The 18,417-nt window shown below is 42.4% G+C and carries 20 protein-coding genes; 17 read left to right on the top strand and 3 right to left on the bottom strand.

The window, feature by feature from the left end; genetic code table 11:
- Window positions 1-6 precede the first annotated feature (6 nt).
- From btuC to AAC155_RS03080, 10 genes are all read left to right on the top strand, one after another.
- Entirely contained in the window at window positions 7-1,014 is a 1,008-nt protein-coding gene (gene btuC / locus AAC155_RS03125; protein WP_011146884.1) for a vitamin B12 ABC transporter permease BtuC, read from the top strand.
- 33 nt (window positions 1,015-1,047) lie between these two features.
- Window positions 1,048-1,800, top strand: a complete 753-nt coding sequence (gene btuD / locus AAC155_RS03120; protein ID WP_113041116.1) for a vitamin B12 ABC transporter ATP-binding protein BtuD — start codon at window positions 1,048-1,050, stop codon at window positions 1,798-1,800.
- A 137-nt stretch (window positions 1,801-1,937) separates the two neighbouring features.
- Window positions 1,938-3,083 (top strand): UDP-4-amino-4-deoxy-L-arabinose aminotransferase, encoded by a 1,146-nt coding sequence (gene arnB, locus AAC155_RS03115; protein ID WP_011146882.1) that lies wholly within the window; start codon window positions 1,938-1,940, stop codon window positions 3,081-3,083.
- Window positions 3,084-4,061 (top strand): undecaprenyl-phosphate 4-deoxy-4-formamido-L-arabinose transferase, encoded by a 978-nt coding sequence (gene arnC / locus AAC155_RS03110; RefSeq protein ID WP_011146881.1) that lies wholly within the window; start codon window positions 3,084-3,086, stop codon window positions 4,059-4,061. It begins immediately after the preceding gene.
- Window positions 4,062-6,044 (top strand): bifunctional UDP-4-amino-4-deoxy-L-arabinose formyltransferase/UDP-glucuronic acid oxidase ArnA, encoded by a 1,983-nt coding sequence (arnA, locus tag AAC155_RS03105; RefSeq protein ID WP_113040994.1) that lies wholly within the window; start codon window positions 4,062-4,064, stop codon window positions 6,042-6,044.
- Window positions 6,044-6,937, top strand: coding sequence for a 4-deoxy-4-formamido-L-arabinose-phosphoundecaprenol deformylase (gene arnD / locus AAC155_RS03100; protein ID WP_011146879.1), 894 nt, complete (start codon window positions 6,044-6,046; stop codon window positions 6,935-6,937). Before arnA ends, arnD begins: the two co-directional genes overlap by 1 nt.
- Window positions 6,938-6,944: 7 nt before the next feature.
- On the top strand, window positions 6,945-8,606 hold the full coding sequence (gene arnT / locus AAC155_RS03095) for a lipid IV(A) 4-amino-4-deoxy-L-arabinosyltransferase (RefSeq protein WP_113040993.1): 1,662 nt from the start codon (window positions 6,945-6,947) through the stop codon (window positions 8,604-8,606).
- A complete protein-coding gene (gene arnE / locus AAC155_RS03090; protein ID WP_011146877.1) occupies window positions 8,603-8,944 on the top strand; it encodes a 4-amino-4-deoxy-L-arabinose-phosphoundecaprenol flippase subunit ArnE in 342 nt (113 codons plus the stop codon). Before arnT ends, arnE begins: the two co-directional genes overlap by 4 nt.
- The gene (gene arnF, locus AAC155_RS03085) at window positions 8,941-9,321 is read left to right on the top strand and encodes a 4-amino-4-deoxy-L-arabinose-phosphoundecaprenol flippase subunit ArnF (RefSeq protein WP_113040992.1); all 381 of its coding nucleotides are present in this window, start codon (window positions 8,941-8,943) and stop codon (window positions 9,319-9,321) included. The genes arnE and arnF overlap by 4 nt, the downstream gene beginning before the upstream one ends.
- 105 nt (window positions 9,322-9,426) lie before the next feature.
- Entirely contained in the window at window positions 9,427-9,912 is a 486-nt protein-coding gene (locus AAC155_RS03080) for a C40 family peptidase (RefSeq protein ID WP_011146875.1), read from the top strand.
- A gap of 485 nt (window positions 9,913-10,397) precedes the next feature.
- Here the strand turns inward: AAC155_RS03080 and AAC155_RS03075 are convergent, their stop codons facing one another.
- Entirely contained in the window at window positions 10,398-10,535 is a 138-nt protein-coding gene (locus tag AAC155_RS03075) for a hypothetical protein (protein WP_158536476.1), read from the bottom strand.
- Window positions 10,536-10,901: 366 nt separating this feature from the next.
- Here AAC155_RS03075 and AAC155_RS03070 point away from each other — a divergent pair, with 366 nt between their 5' ends.
- The 3 genes from AAC155_RS03070 (at window position 10,902) to AAC155_RS03060 (ending at window position 12,833) form a co-directional block, all read left to right on the top strand.
- Window positions 10,902-11,831 carry a hypothetical protein gene (locus tag AAC155_RS03070; protein ID WP_113040991.1) on the top strand — a complete coding sequence of 310 codons (930 nt, stop codon included), beginning with the start codon at window positions 10,902-10,904 and terminating at the stop codon, window positions 11,829-11,831.
- Window positions 11,832-12,013: 182 nt separating this feature from the next.
- The gene (locus tag AAC155_RS03065) at window positions 12,014-12,307 is read left to right on the top strand and encodes a type II toxin-antitoxin system TacA family antitoxin (protein WP_041380892.1); all 294 of its coding nucleotides are present in this window, start codon (window positions 12,014-12,016) and stop codon (window positions 12,305-12,307) included.
- Window positions 12,291-12,833, top strand: a complete 543-nt coding sequence (locus AAC155_RS03060; RefSeq protein WP_011146872.1) for a GNAT family N-acetyltransferase — start codon at window positions 12,291-12,293, stop codon at window positions 12,831-12,833. The genes AAC155_RS03065 and AAC155_RS03060 overlap by 17 nt, the downstream gene beginning before the upstream one ends.
- On the opposite strand, the gene AAC155_RS03055 is transcribed toward AAC155_RS03060, so the two are convergent.
- Both AAC155_RS03055 and AAC155_RS03050 read right to left on the bottom strand, forming a co-directional pair.
- Complete coding sequence (locus AAC155_RS03055) at window positions 12,799-12,996, bottom strand: hypothetical protein (protein WP_125043772.1); 198 nt, start codon at window positions 12,994-12,996, stop codon at window positions 12,799-12,801. The genes AAC155_RS03060 and AAC155_RS03055 overlap by 35 nt on opposite strands.
- On the bottom strand, window positions 12,987-13,409 hold the full coding sequence (locus AAC155_RS03050; protein ID WP_011146871.1) for a flagellar protein FlhE: 423 nt from the start codon (window positions 13,407-13,409) through the stop codon (window positions 12,987-12,989). Before AAC155_RS03050 ends, AAC155_RS03055 begins: the two co-directional genes overlap by 10 nt.
- Window positions 13,410-13,718: 309 nt before the next feature.
- On the opposite strand from AAC155_RS03050, the gene AAC155_RS03045 reads away from it, so the two are divergent.
- The 4 genes from AAC155_RS03045 to AAC155_RS03030 are packed head-to-tail and all read left to right on the top strand — an operon-like array spanning window position 13,719 to window position 18,410.
- A complete protein-coding gene (locus AAC155_RS03045; protein ID WP_228902390.1) occupies window positions 13,719-14,462 on the top strand; it encodes an ABC transporter ATP-binding protein in 744 nt (247 codons plus the stop codon).
- Window positions 14,455-15,669, top strand: a complete 1,215-nt coding sequence (locus AAC155_RS03040; RefSeq protein WP_041380106.1) for an ABC transporter permease — start codon at window positions 14,455-14,457, stop codon at window positions 15,667-15,669. The genes AAC155_RS03045 and AAC155_RS03040 overlap by 8 nt, the downstream gene beginning before the upstream one ends.
- Complete coding sequence (locus tag AAC155_RS03035) at window positions 15,662-17,140, top strand: TolC family protein (RefSeq protein ID WP_011146868.1); 1,479 nt, start codon at window positions 15,662-15,664, stop codon at window positions 17,138-17,140. Before AAC155_RS03040 ends, AAC155_RS03035 begins: the two co-directional genes overlap by 8 nt.
- Complete coding sequence (locus tag AAC155_RS03030; protein ID WP_113040990.1) at window positions 17,133-18,410, top strand: HlyD family secretion protein; 1,278 nt, start codon at window positions 17,133-17,135, stop codon at window positions 18,408-18,410. The genes AAC155_RS03035 and AAC155_RS03030 overlap by 8 nt, the downstream gene beginning before the upstream one ends.
- Window positions 18,411-18,417 lie beyond the last annotated feature (7 nt).

Raw genomic sequence — 18,417 nt, 5'->3', positions numbered from 1 at the left:
TTTACCATGCAATCCACTCATTCTATCGCTGAATTAGTGACTCGTCAGAAAAGACATGATTATCGTTTTCTGGCAATTCTCACGTGTTTATTTTTACTCGTTTTTTTTCTCTCGCTTTGTGCTGGGGAAAATTGGATCTGGCCTAATAAATGGTTTTCTGAAACAGGTCAATTGTTTGTGTGGCAGTTACGTTTTCCTCGTGTATTAGCTGTCGTTGCTGTAGGTGCGAGCCTGACTGTGGCGGGTGCAGTAATGCAGGCACTGTTTGAAAATCCGTTGGCGGAACCTGGGCTATTGGGGGTCAGTAATGGTGCTGGCGTGGTGGTGGTGTTTTTGGTGTTGATGTTTCATGGCATTGCGCCGTTCTGGTTATTAAGTATTGGCGCTGTGCTCGGTGCGCTGACCGTCACAATGATATTGCTGACCTTTTCAAGAAATCGTTATCTGAATAACGCCCGTTTGTTGTTGGTAGGGGTTGCTTTTGGTGTTGCCTCTGGTGCGTTAATGACCTGGATGGTTTATTTTAGTACTAGCCTGGACTTGCGTCAGCTAATGTATTGGATGATGGGGAGTTTTAGTGGAATAGACTGGCGGCATCAATGGTTGGTAGTCGCTTTGTTTCCTTTGATTATTTGGTTGAGCAGACAAGGAAAAGTACTTAATTTTCTTTCACTGGGAGAAACACAGGCCCAACAGCTAGGTATCTCACTTTATTATTGGCGTAATTTATTTGTCTTTGCTGTTGGGTTGTTGGTAGGGTTAAGTGTTGCACTTGCTGGAACAATTAGCTTTATTGGTTTGGTTATTCCACATATTTTGCGTTTATGCGGCCTAACAGATTATAAAACTCTACTGCCTGCCTGTGTTCTATCCGGCGGTTATGGATTATTGCTGGCTGATCTGCTATCTCGTCTTAGCTTGAATAATGCAGAAGTACCGATTGGTGTTGTAACTGCAACATTGGGTGCGCCAGTCTTCATTTGGTTATTATTGAGGGTTAGAGACTGGAGTTAAAAAGTGAATAATGTGCAAGTGACTAATCAGTTGATGGCTCTCAATCAGGTATCAGTACGAAACCGATTAATGCCGCTGACAGCGTTGGTACAACAAGGTGAACAGATACATATCATTGGGCCGAATGGTTCAGGAAAAAGTACACTATTAGCCTGTATGGCCGGTATTTTACCCTATAGTGGTGCAATCGATTTGCAACAAAAGTGCCTTAGTCAATATAGTCACTGCCAATTAGCACGCTACAGAGCATGGCTTAGCCAGCAAATTTCTTCTGTGCCAATAATGCCGGTTTTTCAATATTTGCAACTGCATTTAGCAGCTCATCTTGTTAATTGTGACGGTGTGTTGTCAGAACTCTGTTCCTTTTTTAAGTTGGGAAAGTTTCTAGAGACACCTGTAGGCAATCTATCTGGTGGTGAATGGCAAAGGGTGCGATTAACCGGAGTTTTTTTACAAGTCTGGCCATCAATCAATTTGGAAGGCAAATTATTGCTCTTGGATGAGCCTACGAATAATCTTGATATCACTCAGGTCGCGGCACTTGATCTGTTGATAAAGAAATTCTGTGAACTCGGTGGAACCGTAGTCATGAGTGGTCATGATCTCAATCATAGCTATGATAAAGCTGATCGGATCTGGTTGCTTGCTGATGGATCACTGGTTGCGAATGGAAAGCCGGATGAGGTAATGAAAGAAAATACGCTCTCCAGAGTTTTTGCCGCTGATATCAAATGCGTGCCAGAAAAGACAGATAAATATTGGCGGGTTTTTTTGCCTGAATTATAGCCCAGCCTTATGTACGTACCTGCCGTGAATCTATTGTAATTTCCACTTAATTTGCTAAATCATACCTGTGTTTACGATTCGTTCAAATATAGTCATCTAATATATCGTTATATTATGAATGAATTGGACTGTGTTTTATGGATAGCTTTCTTCCATTTTCTCGTCCTGCAATCGGTGATGAAGAAATTCAGGCAGTAGAGAAGGTTCTTCGTTCGGGGTGGATTACAACAGGCCCGCAAAATCATCAATTGGAACAGGACTTTTGCCGCATGTTTGGTTGCAAACATGCGGTTGCTTTAGCCTCGGCAACGGCGGGTATGCATCTGACACTAATGGCACTGGGAATTGGCCCTGGTGACGAAGTGATTACACCGTCTCAAACTTGGGTTTCCACAATAAATATGATCTGCTTGCTTGGTGCTGAACCAATCATGATTGATGTTGATCGTCATACTTTAATGGTCGACGCGCAGACAGTGAAAAAAGCGATTACTTCCAGAACCAAAGCGATTATTCCGGTTCACTATGCCGGTGCGCCTTGTGATTTAGATATATTGCGTGGAATTGCTCAGGAGGCGGGTATTCCCTTGATTGAAGACGCCGCTCATGCATTAGGAACCCGTTATAAGAATGAATGGATTGGTGAGCATGGCACAGCGATTTTCTCTTTTCATGCCATAAAAAATGCCACTTGTGCAGAAGGGGGGTTAATTGCTACTGATAACAATGAACTTGTTGAACGAATTCGATGTCTAAAGTTTCATGGATTGGGTATTGATGCTTTTGATCGTCAGATTCAAGGCAGGAGACCACAGGCGGAAGTTGTAGAACCGGGTTACAAATATAATTTATCTGATATTCACGCTGCGATTGCTGTTGTGCAATTAAGTAAATTGGAATCAATGAATATTCGCCGTCGGCAAATTGTCGCCCGTTATTCAACGGCATTAAAAGATTCGCCTTTGCAGATGTTAAGTGTGCCCGATTATGAGCATATTCATGCACATCATCTATTTATGGTGCGGGTTAATAAGGATGTTTGTGGCATTGATCGCGACACATTAATGGAACGTTTGAAAAACAAGAATATTGGCACAGGTTTGCATTTCAGAGCTGCACATACACAAAAATATTATCGGGATCGGTATCCGCAGTTGTCATTACCTGAATCAGAATGGAATTCAGTAACACTCTGTTCATTGCCACTCTTTCCTGATATGAGTGATGATGATGTAGATCGTGTCACTGATGCTTTACAAGAAATTATTTCGGAGCACAGATAAGTGTCATTTGAACAAATTAAAAAAGTTTCTGTTGTTATTCCAATTTATAACGAAGAAGAAAGTTTGCCTCTTTTATTGGAAAGAACCTTAGCAGCCTGTAAACAATTGACTCAGGAATATGAGCTTATTCTTGTCGATGATGGTAGTAGTGATAAATCTGCGGAAATTCTGATTCAGGCCGCGGAACAACCTGAAAATCATATTATCGCAATTTTACTTAATCGTAATTATGGTCAGCATTCAGCGATTATGGCGGGGTTTAATCAGGTCAATGGTGATTTAATTATTACGCTTGATGCTGATTTACAGAATCCGCCAGAAGAGATCCCCCGTCTTGTGAAAACAGCTGAACAAGGTTATGACGTTGTGGGTACTCGCCGAGCTAATCGGCAGGATTCTCTGTTCCGTAAAACAGCTTCAAAAATCATCAATGCGATGATTACTAAGGCAACAGGCCGTTCTATGGGCGATTATGGCTGTATGCTCCGTGCCTATCGTCGCCATATTGTTGAAGCCATGTTGCAGTGCCATGAGCGCAGCACCTTTATTCCTATTCTGGCAAACACTTTTGCCCGTAAAACCATTGAGATTGATGTCGCTCATGCAGAGCGTGAATTTGGTGATTCCAAATATAGCTTCATGAAGCTGATTAATCTGATGTATGACTTGCTAACCTGCCTGACAACAGCACCTTTGCGTTTACTGAGTGTGGTAGGAAGCGTGATTGCAGTTTCTGGTTTTTTGCTGGCTGTATTATTGATGGTTTTACGTCTGATTTTCGGTGCCATATGGGCAGCAGAAGGGGTATTTACCCTGTTTGCTCTCCTTTTCATATTTATTGGCGCGCAGTTCGTCGCGATGGGCTTATTAGGTGAATACATAGGCCGTATCTATAACGATGTTCGTGCACGCCCACGTTATTTTATTCAAAAAGTGGTCGGAGATAACAAGACCAACGACAACCAGGAAGAGTACTAAATGAAAGCAATTGTATTTGCCTATCATGATATCGGCTGTGTCGGGATCAATGCTTTAACCAAAGCTGGTTTTGATATTCAGGCGGTATTTACCCATACAGATGATCCTAATGAAAACCATTTTTTCTCTTCTGTTGCCCGTTTAAGTGCAGATTTGGCGCTGCCGGTTTTTGCGCCAGAAAATGTTAATCATCCTCTTTGGATTGAACGTATCCGGGAACTGAAACCTGATGTGATTTTCTCTTTTTATTACCGAGATATGTTGAGTGAAGATATTTTATCGCTGGCGAGTACAGGTGCATTCAATCTGCACGGTTCACTGTTGCCAAAATACCGTGGTCGTGCCCCGATTAACTGGGCGATTTTGAATGGTGAAGTGGAAACAGGTGTAACCCTGCATAAAATGGTGTTGAAACCTGATGCAGGGGATATTATTGCTCAGTATAAGGTTGCTATTGCAGAGACAGATACCGCGTTGACTTTGCACGGTAAAATTCGTGAAGCAGCGGAAAAACTGTTTGATCAAGTATTACCCCAGATCAAAGCGGGAATTTATCCTGCCATACCTCAAGATGAAAGTCAGGCAACTTACTTTGGGCGTCGTACTGCCGTGGATGGTGAGATTGACTGGCACAAATCAGCTACTGAAATTAACAATCTTGTCAGGGCAGTAACTGAGCCATATCCTGGGGCATTTACTTTCTTAGGTGAGCGTAAGATTACTATCTGGCGTGCCTGCCCGTTGAATGAGACGCATGACAAACAGCCGGGAACAGTATTATCGGTAGATCCGTTAATTATTGCCTGTGGAAAAGGCACGTTAGAAATTATCAATGGGCAAAGTGAATCGGGTTTGTATGTTCAGGGCCACCGCCTGGCAGTAGATATGAGCATGGTGACTGATGTACGTGTTGGCCCAAAGGCAACTACTCAAATTAACCACCGGAAACGTGTATTAATTCTCGGTGTGAATGGCTTCATCGGTAATCATCTAACAGAACGTCTATTACGTGATGGCAACTATGATATTTATGGTATGGATATCGGTTCTTCCGCCATTGAGCGTTTTATTAGTAATCCGCGTTTTCACTTCATCGAAGGTGATATCAATATCCATACTGAATGGATCGAATATCACATTAAAAAGTGTGATGTCGTTTTGCCATTGGTAGCCATTGCGACTCCAATTGAATATACCCGTAATCCGCTGCGTGTATTTGAATTGGATTTTGAAGAGAATCTAAAGATTGTCCGTTATTGCGTTAAATACAATAAACGAATTATATTCCCGTCCACATCAGAAGTTTATGGAATGTGTGATGATAAAGAATTTGATGAAGATGACTCTCGTCTGATTGTTGGTCCAATCAATAAACAGCGTTGGATCTATTCTGTATCTAAGCAATTGTTAGATCGTGTTATCTGGGCATATGGCGAGAAAGAAGGACTCAAATTCACACTATTTCGTCCATTTAACTGGATGGGGCCACGTTTGGATAATTTGAACTCCGCACGTATTGGCAGTTCCAGAGCGATCACACAATTAATATTGAACTTAGTTGAAGGTTCACCGATCAAACTAGTAGACGGTGGCGAACAGAAACGCTGTTTTACTGATATTAATGATGGTATTGAGGCGCTGTTTCGTATTATTGAAAACCGAGAGGGGCTATGTGACGGTCAAATTATCAATATTGGTAATCCAACTAATGAAGCCAGTATTCGCCAATTGGCAGAAATATTACTTGATAGCTTTGAAGACCATGAATTGAGAGATCATTTTCCTCCATTTGCTGGATTTAAAAAGGTTGAAAGTGGCAGTTACTACGGTAAAGGTTATCAGGATGTTGAACACCGTAAGCCAAGTATTAAAAATGCGGAGCGGTTACTAGGTTGGAAACCAACCATTGACATGAAACAGACGATAAATGAAACACTGGATTTCTTCTTGCGTGGCGCCGTGGAAGAATTAGGGAAAAATTAATGAAACAAATTGGCTTGAGAGTTGATGTGGATACTTATCGAGGAACCGTTGAAGGAGTACCGAAGCTGCTCAAAATTTTGGCAAAACATCAGATTCAGGCCAGTTTTTTCTTTAGTGTTGGGCCGGATAATATGGGGCGCCATTTGTGGCGTCTTTTACGGCCAAAATTCTTATGGAAAATGTTGAGGTCAAATGCAGCATCTCTGTATGGTCTTGATATTTTACTGGCGGGGACTGCATGGCCGGGTAAGAAGATTGCTAAAGATTTAGGCTACTTGATGAAACAAACGCTGAATGCAGGCCATGAAGTGGGTCTGCATGCCTGGGATCATCAGCGTTGGCAGGCGAAAGTTGGCCGTTGGTCTGAAGCTCAGTTAACAGAGCAGGTTAAATTGGGCGTGGATGCATTGGTACAGGCAATTGGTCAACGGGTAACGTGTTCTGCTGTTGCGGGTTGGCGGGCTGATGAACGCGTACTCGCGGTAAAGCAACAGTTTGGTTTTGATTACAACAGCGATTGTCGGGGAACTCATCCATTCAGGCCCATCTTGCCTGATGGTACTCTTGGTACCGTGCAAATTCCGGTGACGTTGCCAACTTATGACGAAGTGATAGGCATTCAGGTTAAAGATGAAGATTTTAACCAGTTTATCTTGGATAAGATGAAAAACAGCCAGGGAGTTCCGGTATATACCATCCATACGGAAGTTGAAGGGATGTCCAAGTCCACAGAGTTTGCAACACTGTTGGAAATGGTTCATCAGGAAAACATACAATTTTGTGCATTGAGCCATCTACTACCTGAAAATATACAAAGACTACCTGTCGGGAGAATTGTTCGTTCTGAATTTCCCGGTAGAGAAGGGTGGTTAGGATGCCAACAAGAGGCTTAACTTATCTATGTTGAATAACCGGGCGTGTAAGGTTGGGGCCTTTTTGATGGCTCTTTTTTTTGTCCTTACCTATTTATTACCCCTGAATGGCCGCCTATTATGGCAGCCTGATGAAACTCGTTATGCAGAAATCAGTCGTGAAATGCTGCAACGAGGAGACTGGATTGTTCCGTATTTGCTGGATATTCGTTATTTTGAAAAGCCTGTAGCGGGTTATTGGATCAATAATATTAGCCAATGGATTTTTGGTGATAATAATTTTGCTGTCCGTTTTGGATCGGTTTTCTGTATTTTTATCAGCGCAATTTTATTATATCGACTTGCTATGATGATGTGGCATAACCGGCATATTGCTTTTGCCACTAGCCTTATCTACATCTCAATGTTTCTGGTATTTGCCATTGGCACTTATAGCGTACTCGATCCGATGTTTTCTTTGTGGGTAACGGCTGCCATGATGTGTAGCTTCTGGGGGCTAAAAACAGACTGTACCAGACGGCGGATAATGGCATATTTGGTGCTCGGTTTGTGCTGTGGTATGGGTTTTATGACTAAAGGGTTTCTGGCATTGGCTGTTCCGGTCATTGTGATGTTGCCCATTGTCATTTATCAGAAGCGGGTCCTGCAAATAGTCTGCTTTGGCCCACTTGCCATTATTTCGGCGATAGCAATCAGTTTACCGTGGGTGATTGCAATTGCCCTACGTGAGCCTGATTATTGGCACTATTTCTTCTGGGTTGAACATATTAAGCGTTTTTCTTCCGATGATGCACAGCATATTGCACCGTTCTGGTATTACATACCCATTCTTATTCTTGGTGTGATCCCGTGGTTGGGATTATTACCTGGGGCAGTGATGAAAAGTTGGAAAGAAAGAAAATCCAATCCTGAAATGTTTTTTCTACTTTGCTGGTTTGTCGTGCCATTGTTATTTTTCAGTATTGCGAAGGGAAAATTGCCAACTTATATCCTGCCCTGTATGGCGCCATTGGCAATGATGATGGCTAAATTTGGTGCCGATTGCGTTAAAAATGGCAAGATGGAGTTACTTAAGATCAATGGAATGGTTAACGTATTTCTTGGTCTGCTGGCGGTAATAGTTCTGTTTGCTATGGAAGTAGTGACAAAACACGCTTTATATCAGCCATCAGAATGGCTTAAATGGGTTTTAGCGATTGTTGCTTTTGGTATTTGGGGAATTATCGGTTATCTGTGTTTTGCGTTGAATGGGAAATACTGGTTATTGGCGGCATTTTGCTCCATTGTTGTCAGTTTAGTGATAGGTCATGCTTTGCCTGAAAATACCGTTAATTCCAAATTACCGCAGAACTTTATTAAGTTACACCATCAGGAACTTGCAGGCAGTCGCTATATCCTGTCGGAAAGTGTTGGTCTTGCGACCAGTGTCGCTTGGGAGATGAAGCGTAGTGATATTTATATGTTTGAACGTTGGGGAGAACTGGAATATGGGTTGAATTATCCAGATAGACGATATCGATATATCAGCTATAAAGATTTTCCGCAATGGTTAGCGAAAGCACGTAAAGAAGGGCGGGTATCAGTACTCTTTCATTTATATAAAGATGAAAAATTACCTGATTTGCCAAAGGCAGATCAAATTAGTCGCAATTATCGCTTTGCTATTTTGGTTTATGAGAAGCAACCATGATAAGTTTCTCTTTATTGTTGCTGATTAGCTTGCTGACATGTGCTGGTCAGTTATGTCAGAAGCAGGCTGTGATGTGTTGGCGCAGTGATGTTTATCAGCGGGCATCTGCGCTGAAATGGTTAATAGGGGCTGTGATTCTATTGGCTGTTGGCATGTTATTTTGGCTTCGTTTATTACAGATATTGCCGTTAGGAATTGCTTATCCAATGTTGAGTATAAATTTTATTATGGTCACTTTGGCGGGGAAATTTTTCTATCAGGAAAAAGCGGGCATAAAACATTGGAGTGGGGTTGTGTTTATCATGTTGGGAATTTTGCTGATGAGCTTGAATGAATGAAAGGTTATATTTGGGGATTAATTAGTGTATTACTGGTGACAATAGCCCAGTTATTACTGAAATGGGGTGTTGTCAATTTGCCAGCGTTGAATCTTGGTTTGCATTGGTTTGATATTGAGTGGCTATGGAGTCATCGCCATTCTCTGGTGGCGGTAATGGCTGGTCTGGCTGGATATCTATTATCTATGTTGTGTTGGTTATTTACGCTAAAATATTTACCATTAAATAAATCTTATCCATTAATAAGCTTAAGTTATGTCTTTGTCTATTTAATGGTGGCTTTATTGCCTTGGTTTAATGAAACCATCACATTATTGAAAACTGCGGGCGTGATTTTTATTTTGTATGGTGTCTGGTTGATTAGCCGTCCAGAATGAAGAAGGAAATAACTATTTAACTGTTTTACTTAAAGTACAGACTTGTTTTTTTATTGAGTTCTGGATAGAGTCACCTTGCTTTGCTGATTTTATGAGGAGGGGTTAATGATAATAAGAATAAAAGAGTTACTCTTATTGTTCAGTCTGTTACTTATTGGCTGTTCCAGTCATGCCCCCAGGACTCCGGCTCCTGTGTTAAAGACGGCGCTTTCTGATCCAATCATGGTGATTGCTCAGCTTAAGGAGCAGCTTAATCAATGGCGTGGTACACCATATCATTATGGTGGAATGGATCGCCGGGGGGTAGATTGTTCTGGTTTTGTTTACCGTACTTTCAGTGATCGGTTTGATATTCAATTACCTCGTACTACCGGTGGGCAAATAAAATTAGGGACCCGTATTGATAAAAGCGATTTAATGCCGGGTGATTTGGTCTTTTTCAGAACAGCTAGTGGCGAACATGGGTTACATGTTGGCATTTATGACGCCAATAACCAGTTTATTCATGCATCAACCCATAAAGGTGTTACTCGTTCATCTATGAATAATGTTTACTGGAAGAAAGCTTTTTGGCAAGCCCGGAGAATTTAAGTCCGTTTTTATCCGCGAATTGTAAAAATTATTCTTATTAAGATAGCATTTTTATTTAAATCTCAGTAATTATTATCAGTAATTCTAATTTTATTAATTGCATTTTAACCATCTAAAACAATAATTATTTTATGACAGTAAATAAATTATCCATATTGCATTTAACTTGGTCAGGTAATATCTGATTTTGTTTTAAGGTATATTAGTTAAAAAAGTTTAAAAATAAATAACCAGTTCCTTAATATACAATGAGCTGGTTATAATGTTTATTATTTTGTTATTTATAGTGTGCCGCTATTATAATTTTTAGGGATGCGTAATTTATTTATTTATTTATTTATTTATTTATTTATTGTATGAATTACTGGATTAATGTTTTTATAGTTTATAACTATATTTTTAAATGTAGCAATATATTATTTGCATATTTTCAATAAATTTTTTTTCAGAAATAAAATCTTATTTTATGACGGAAAACTTAAACATTATTTATTAAATCGACTTGTTTTTATGAGTTGTGTTTTTATTTGCCAGATTAGACTAATAGGTGTATTTTCATGAGGATTATACCCGTTATCTTTCAAGTTGCCTCTTTGTTGGCTGCACTCACTCACCCCGGTCACATAGTTATCTATGCTCCCGGGGATTCGCTCCCTTGCCGCCGCGATGCATCTCGAAATCCATAGGGTATAGATCAGTTGCTATATTTCAGCATCTTTTTTGCCAAAGGGGAATACATCGTGAAATATTAACAATTAACCTATGAAGAACAATATTAGATTTATATTTTAAAGAAAAAAGTAAGAACATAATAATCTGATATTAATAATGGCTAATCAGGGATTTATTTATTTTATTTTAAAACAGTTTTACATTCTCGCACCATAAATATGATTGATTAGCCAAATAATTTTTATCTTCCATAAATTAATTATACTTTGGCGAAGAGAATAGACCTAATAACTTAAATCATATCAAGAGGAAAACTGATGACAGATAAACAACCTTATTTTCCAGAAATAAAATATTCTCCGTGGGGACCTAATGATGCCCCATTATTTATCATCCTTGGGCAATCAAATAGTTATGGTCATGGAACACAATTACCACAAGATGAAGAAATTACACAAGGTTTAAAAAACGTATTCACATTATCTCTGCCAGAAGTTTACAGCGTTGACTTTCCCGCAATCAACTGGACAGGGCTGACTAGCTTTGGTAATGCCAATATTGGTGCTCCTGTTGGTTTACTTCGTGGCAATCAAAATCACTCCGTCAATGCTGCCAACCGTTTTGCTAAACTTTGGCAAGACCATATAAATCAGGGGAATGCGCTTAATTTGCCTGATCTTTATGTCATTTTGATGGGCTGGGGTGGTCAGGGTATGTATCTGGATAATCCACCAGATAATCGTTGGGCGCCTGAGCGTGATCCCTGCGATGTGGAATCACTCTATCCCCGCGCGGTCAGAACTTTGCGCATGGCAGTCGAATCACTGTGTAAGCTAGGCAAAAATCCTCGCATTTTGGCTGTCCATTGGAACCAATGGGAAGCAGAAACCGAAAGTTTATTGGCGGCACAGATATCAGAGTGGAATTTTACCCGTATCATTACTGGTATCAGTGATGCTTTGGGTTCTCGCAGTATACCGTGGAGATTGTATTATCCACTTTCAGTTGCGTTTGATCCCATCAACACCCGCTATGTGCTCAAGGCAATCAATAATGTTATCGCTGATGATCCCCAATATCGAACGCTAATTGATGCACGGAATTCACCCGACTATACCGGAAAGGCGACTGAGTTTGGTGTTTTTCTACCTGATAGTCTTCATTATGATGGCAAAGCCCAGACATGGTTTGCCCAACGGGAATGGGAGTTGATTTTATCTGGTTATAAGGGGGTTGAACTGCCATAGGATTAAATAGGATTAACCATCCAAGAGATACCAAGATGGCGGCTAGAGCCGTCATCTTATCGGTAGGAATAATATATCCTTGAGTATCTATGTATGCCTTTTCGGCATACATATGGATAAACGTCTATTTTGTATGCCATAATGGCACCATGTTTATATGGACTAAAAATGCAGATGAAATCATGGCTACTAATACAGAACGTAAAGAGACCCGTTTAGTTGCAAGAACTTCCATAGAGATTCAAGAGATCATACAAAGGGCGGCTGATTACTCCGGCGCAACACTTTCACAGTTTCTTATTGAATCGGCAATGGAGAGAGCGCGTAACGTGATTGAACGAACTGAAACCTTACATCTTTCGATAGAGGGGGCTGATGCTTTGCTGGCAGCTTTGGAAAACCCGCCAAAAGCAAATGCTAAACTACTTAAAGCCGCAAAGCACTATAAGGATACAGTGAATGTCGGTAATCATTAAAGAAATCACCCAGCAACATGGTCGTAAAGCGTTTGATTGTGGTGTCAGTGAATTAAATAAGTTCTTACAACAGCAAGCTCGGCAGAAAACCGTAAAGCATATTTCAAAAACTTATGTGGCCTGCCGAGATTCCGTGCCCACGATTATAATCGGATATCACACACTTACCGGATATTCGGTGACAACTCCGCTTGCCTATAGGGATTACAAAAAATATCCTCATCCACTTAGTGCGGTAAAATTGGCCCGACTTGCTGTGGATTGTTCACATCAGGGGCAAAGGATAGGTGAACAGCTATTGATTGATGCCATTTATCGGACAGTGTTGGTCGCACAGCAAGTTTCAGCGATTGGGCTGTTTGTTGATCCTATGACCTCAGAAGTTATTCCGTTTTATCAGCAATATGGATTTTTGCCAGCCGATCCTAACGATAATTCACGTCTCGAAATGTGGCTACCCATCAAAACTTGTATAGAAGTCACGAGTACCTTCAAAATAAGTCAGAATTGCCGCCTATCATGCTGACGGCAATCTTTGGCGAGTTATACCCGTCATCTTTCAAGCTGCCTCTTTGTTGGCTGCACTCACTCACCTCGGCCACATCGTTATCTATGCTCCCGGGGATTCGTTCCCTTGCCGTCGCGATGCAACTTGAAATCCATAGGGTATATTGAAGTGTTATTGCCAACTGACAGTAATTTCTCCGGTTTGACCTGCTATCGGCATAACGTTACCGTTTCCAACCTTTAAGGCGAAAAGGAACTGTTGTGCCGGGCTTCTCTTATTAAATGCGTCTGTCGACATTCTTCGTGTGCGTGATATATCTATGCAACTGCTGGTATCTCCCTGACAAAGATAAACCGATAAATTCTGAGGCCATCCAACAACATTCCAAGTCCAAGATACATTGTTAATCTTTCCTGTTGCAGGAGGAGAACCGACAATAGGAACGTTAACAGTTTCTAAGAAATTTTTAGAATATAGTGTGGGCAAAACAACTGAAGAGTGATAGCTGCCACTTGCCGCAGGTACTGTCTGTGAGAATATAGTTAACAATAAAGCGCCACCAATACCAAATATTTTTTTTAATTTCATAGCCATTACCCCAATACCTGATAATTTTCTATTGCGAGAACTTAGATATACATTTTGATCTCGCGCCGTGTATCTCCTGAATTTTTATAAAAGCATGTACGCAATACCAAAGTAGGCAGGAGTAATTTGGGTGGATTAACACCAAAAAGCAATGGGGAATTTGAATTTATGTTAAGTTAATCTAATATATTTTGCTATTCGATGCTTTTGCCAGTCACTTAGACCGTAATCTTTTACAACAGGATTTCCCCATGATATAAAACCTGCTAAACAATCAAGTGGAGTCAGCGATACGTTTAATGGATGTTAAAAACGATGAATAAATTAGACATGACAATCACCACTTCCCCATGTCAGGAAGCCCTGATTTACATGGAAAATATTTGTCGATCTTATCGTATGGGGAAAAAATATTACCCAGTACTTGATGAAATATCATTCACCATCATGCGCGGACAAAGTTGTGCTATTGTCGGTGCTTCCGGTTCGGGTAAAAGTACTTTACTCAATATTCTTGGTTTACTGGATCAACCCTCTTCTGGATATTTTCAGTTTAGTGGCGTTAATATAACAAATGTTACTCCTAATGAACGGGCGAGAATAAGAAATCAGGAAATTGGTTTCGTGTTTCAGAGTTTTAATTTACTTCCCAGAATGCAGGCGTTGGATAATGTAGCGCTACCATTGTTATATCGTGGATATTCTCGTTCTCTAGCTCGGCAGGAAGCGAAATACCAGCTTGAGTTGGTTGGTCTGGCGGGTCGTATTTACCATCGTCCGGCTGATCTCTCCGGGGGACAGCGGCAACGTGTTGCCATTGCCAGAGCCTTGGTTGGTAAGCCTTCTTTGATTCTGGCAGATGAGCCGACAGGCAATCTCGATAGTGCTACAGCACGTGATATTATGGCACTTCTTCTGTCATTGAACCGTGAGCAAGGCGTTACACTCGTCATGGTTACACATGATGAAGCCATAGCCAAAAATATGCAGCGCTGCCTCTATGTTAATGGTGGGCGGCTTTCCGAAACTGATCTGTGGCTGGATAGCCTCGATGCTTAATGTGAATTCTGGTCGCTACGGTTTTTCCTTCGCGCAGGCCCTGTGTGAATCACTGGGTAGTCTGCGTCTGCTAGGAAGGCGCTCCTTGCTTGCTTTGCTTGGTATTGCAGTTGGGTGTGCTTCTGTCATTGCACTTTTAAACATCGGTCATAATGCTGTTAATGAAGCTATCAGCACTTTTAAAAGTATGGGAAGCAATATTTTAGTTGCTCATTTCAGTTTTACTCCAGGTACCGATGTCAAACCCGCGCCATCTACGCTGGATACTCAGGCGCTGACTCGTACAATACCGACTATCACACATGCTGCGCCCCTCACATTGCACTCAACCCGTATACGCTTTCAAGGACAAGGGATCGATACGAATATTACTGGTACATCCTCTGATCTGGCTGCGGTGTTGGATTTACAAATCGAGCAGGGGCGTTTTCTATCGGACTATGATCGCCAAACGACCTATGCCGTGCTCGGAGCGAATATTGCCAAACAATTAAAAGTCGCTAATCAACCTATTCGGATAGGTAATCAATTGCAGATTGGGGAATATCTATTTGAAGTGATAGGAATTCTCGCTGTTCAGGGACCGAACCCTTTACTCCCCGGTTCTATTGATGATTCCGTCATACTGCCTATCGAAGCAATGCGGCGGTTGCGGCCTGCGCCAGAAATTGGAAGCGTTATTGCCAGAGCACGTGACACAACAACGCTAAACAGTGACGCGGTGTCGTTACGTGACTATCTTGTCTCATTATCAAAAGGTCGTCAGGTTGAAGTTGATATCCCGAAACAATTGCTTGATGGATTGACGCGTCAGGCAAGAACATTTTCCTATTTGCTCGCGGGCTTAGGGGGAATTTCGTTGCTGGTGGGAGGTGTGGGCGTGATGAATGTCATGCTGATGAATGTTTCGGAACGTAGGCGTGAAATTGGTGTTCGTATGGCTTTGGGAGCTCGGCCTATGGATATTGGTATACTGTTTATGTTGGAGGCTGCCATTCTGGCAATTGCTGGTGCAATGGTTGGTTCATTATTGGGGGTAGTGGCGGGATACCTATTTGTAAAATTTTCGGGTTGGGTATTTACGTTATCCCTATTCTCTTTGCCTCTGGGTATTGCTAGTTCATTAGTGATTGGTCTATTTTTCGGTATCAATCCGGCATTAGCGGCTGCCAGATTACAACCTGTAGAGGCACTTCGTGATGATTAGCCAAGTTTTTCAACGTGCTATTGGCATCATCATTGCCTTGATAATAGTTGCATCTGTCAAACCAGCGTTAGCGGAGCCGTTGAATCCATCACAGGCAACCATGCCTGCAACGGATACAATTTCGCTTAATCAGAAAACTATTGGTCTGACACTCAGCGATGCAATCTATTTAGGGTTACGAAATAATCGTTCGATTCGCAGTGCTTATCTGGATCGAATTGCACAGAAATTCGATTTACGCGTTGCTGAAGATCGTTTTACGCCAAAATTACTGATTAATAGCCGTTATATTGCTGCTCGTAATCAAAGCGATCGCTATCGCCAGAGCGAGATTACACCCACATCTACGCTGCTTGGAGAATATGGTACTCGATTCAGTCTATCTTGGACGAATCGGACGACATGGGCAGACAATGCAGGTCGTAGCCGTAATGATGGTGTTTCATTCTCAGTTATTCAGCCTTTGTTGCGTGGTGCCGGCAAAGATGTGGCCACAGCACCTGTACGTCTTGCTCAATTGATGGAGCAAACAAATCGTTTGAACCTAAAAGCGACGGTATCCCAGACTATCACGCAAGTTATTATGGCTTATCGTGGATTGTTGCGTGCTCAAGAACAATTACAAATCGCACGTGATGCTCTTGAACGTTCGCGTCAACTGCTGGAGGTTAACAAGGCTATGATTTCCGCAGGCAGAATGGCAGCTTTTGAGATTGTCCAGACGGAGGCTGATGTTGCAATGCAGGAGCTGGCTGCGGAGGAAGCGGCTAATCAATTGGATACCAGTCGTTTAGAATTGCTGCGATTGCTCGCCTTAGACTTACAAACTCAGGTAAAGGCTACTGACAGATTGGAAGCTAAGCGCGTAGATATTAACCTGCTCCAAGCGCAACATTTGGCACAAGAGCAACAGCCATCGTATCTCACTCAATTGATTACGGCGGAGCAGGCTGCAATTAACCTGACCGTTGCCCGTAACGAACGTTTATGGGATGTCTCTTTAGTGGGTGGTGCTAGTCAGGTACGTGATCGAACAGGATCAAACCGTTCTCGTAATTGGGAAAATTACGCCGGTGTTCAGGTAGAGATACCCATTGGCGATTTGAGTCAGCGCCAGGCGGAAGTGCGGGCGCGGGTTGATGTTCAGAACCAGGACATTCGTCTTGCTGAGGCGAAACAGTCACTAGAACGTAATGTGGGTAATGCGGTACGCGATATTGGTACGCGTTGGCGTCAATATGAGATCGCCCAGCGTGCCAGGGATCTATCTCTGCGCAAGCTGGAGATTGAACGTGAAAAATTGACGGTGGGCCGCTCCAGTAACTTTCAAGTCTTGAGTTTTGAAACCGATTTGCGTAATGCAGAGAATGTTCGTCTCAATGCGTTGATCACTTACTTAAATGCACAAGCGGAGTTGGACGAAACGTTGGGTACTACGTTAGGGAGTTGGGATATTGCACTTAATGACTAAGATCAGGGGACTTGCCCGTTTCAGATATAAGACTCGTTGGCTCGTGACACTTGCTGTTGCATTAGTCATTGGGGCTACCATTGCTTATGTTTTGTTTTCTTCTTCAATTGATACATCATCACCGCAACGGTGGGTGCATGTTGAACCTCAACGACTCGAAAATCGTCTTGGGTTAGTTGGCCGTATTCAGGCGGCAACCAGTTTGACGATTGCCGCGCCATTTGATGGTGTTATTGCTGAAGTGATGGTAACTGAAGGCCAGCGCGTTAAGCGTGGGCAACCCCTGTTGAGCCTTGATACGACACAATTGGACATTCAGTTGCGGCAGGCGCTCACGGAACTGTTGAAAGCCCAAAAAACCGTACAAGATTTGGTGGGGTGGGAGAACAGTCAGGATGTCGCTAGGGTACGTAGAGCTTTAACGAATGCTCAGTTAAGTTTGAGCGATACCGAACGTAAGCTAACCGATACCCGGGCTTTGTTCGAGCGTGGCATTGTTCCCCGTATGGAGGTTGATACACTGGAGCAGCAGGTCAGAGTTCAACAGCTCGATCTTGCCGCCGCTAAGGCGGAACTGAGTGTTGCTCTCGATAAAGGCACAGGGGAGAATCGCCAGATTGCTGATATGGAATTAGCTAATGCTCAATCGCGTTATCAGGCGCTTCAGATCCAGCAAGCCCAACGTGAATTGGTTTCTCCTTTTGATGGCATTGTTATTCGCCCTCAGGTACCGGAATCAGATAAGGGGGTATTTATTCAAAAGGGGACACGTGTCACTCAGGGAACACCTCTGTTAGGGGTAATCAATTTGGAGCAAATCCAGGCGGTAGCGCGTATTGAAGAGGCTGACCTTTATCAGGTGTATGAAGGAATGCCGGTTGAGATCACTGGGGATGGTTTTGCCGGGCTATCTCTACGGGGGCAAATTAAGACAATTGGTGTACAAGGGAGTTCAAAGGAGATGCAGGGAGCGGGTGTAACCTATGATCTATTAGTGGCAATTGATCCTCTTACTCCCGAACAGCGGCAGCGTATCCGGCTGAGTATGAGTGCGAAACTGGCTATTGTCACCTATCGCAATGAACGTGGATTGGCCTTGCCAGCCGAGGCATTACATACCGGCCCTGATGGACGAACTTTCGTCACTTATCGCCGTGAATTAAACGCACAAACCCAGCAGATTGTCGTGACACCGGGGCATGCCGTTCTTCAAGGTGTGGAGGTGATCGGGTTGGAGGCAGGCTATGTTGAAGTTCCTGCGCGGAAATAACTGACGC

The sequence above is a fragment of the Photorhabdus sp. HUG-39 genome (assembly GCF_963878365.1).
Classification (GTDB): Bacteria; Pseudomonadota; Gammaproteobacteria; order Enterobacterales; family Enterobacteriaceae; genus Photorhabdus; species Photorhabdus kayaii.
This window is presented reverse-complemented; position numbering and strand designations above follow the sequence as displayed.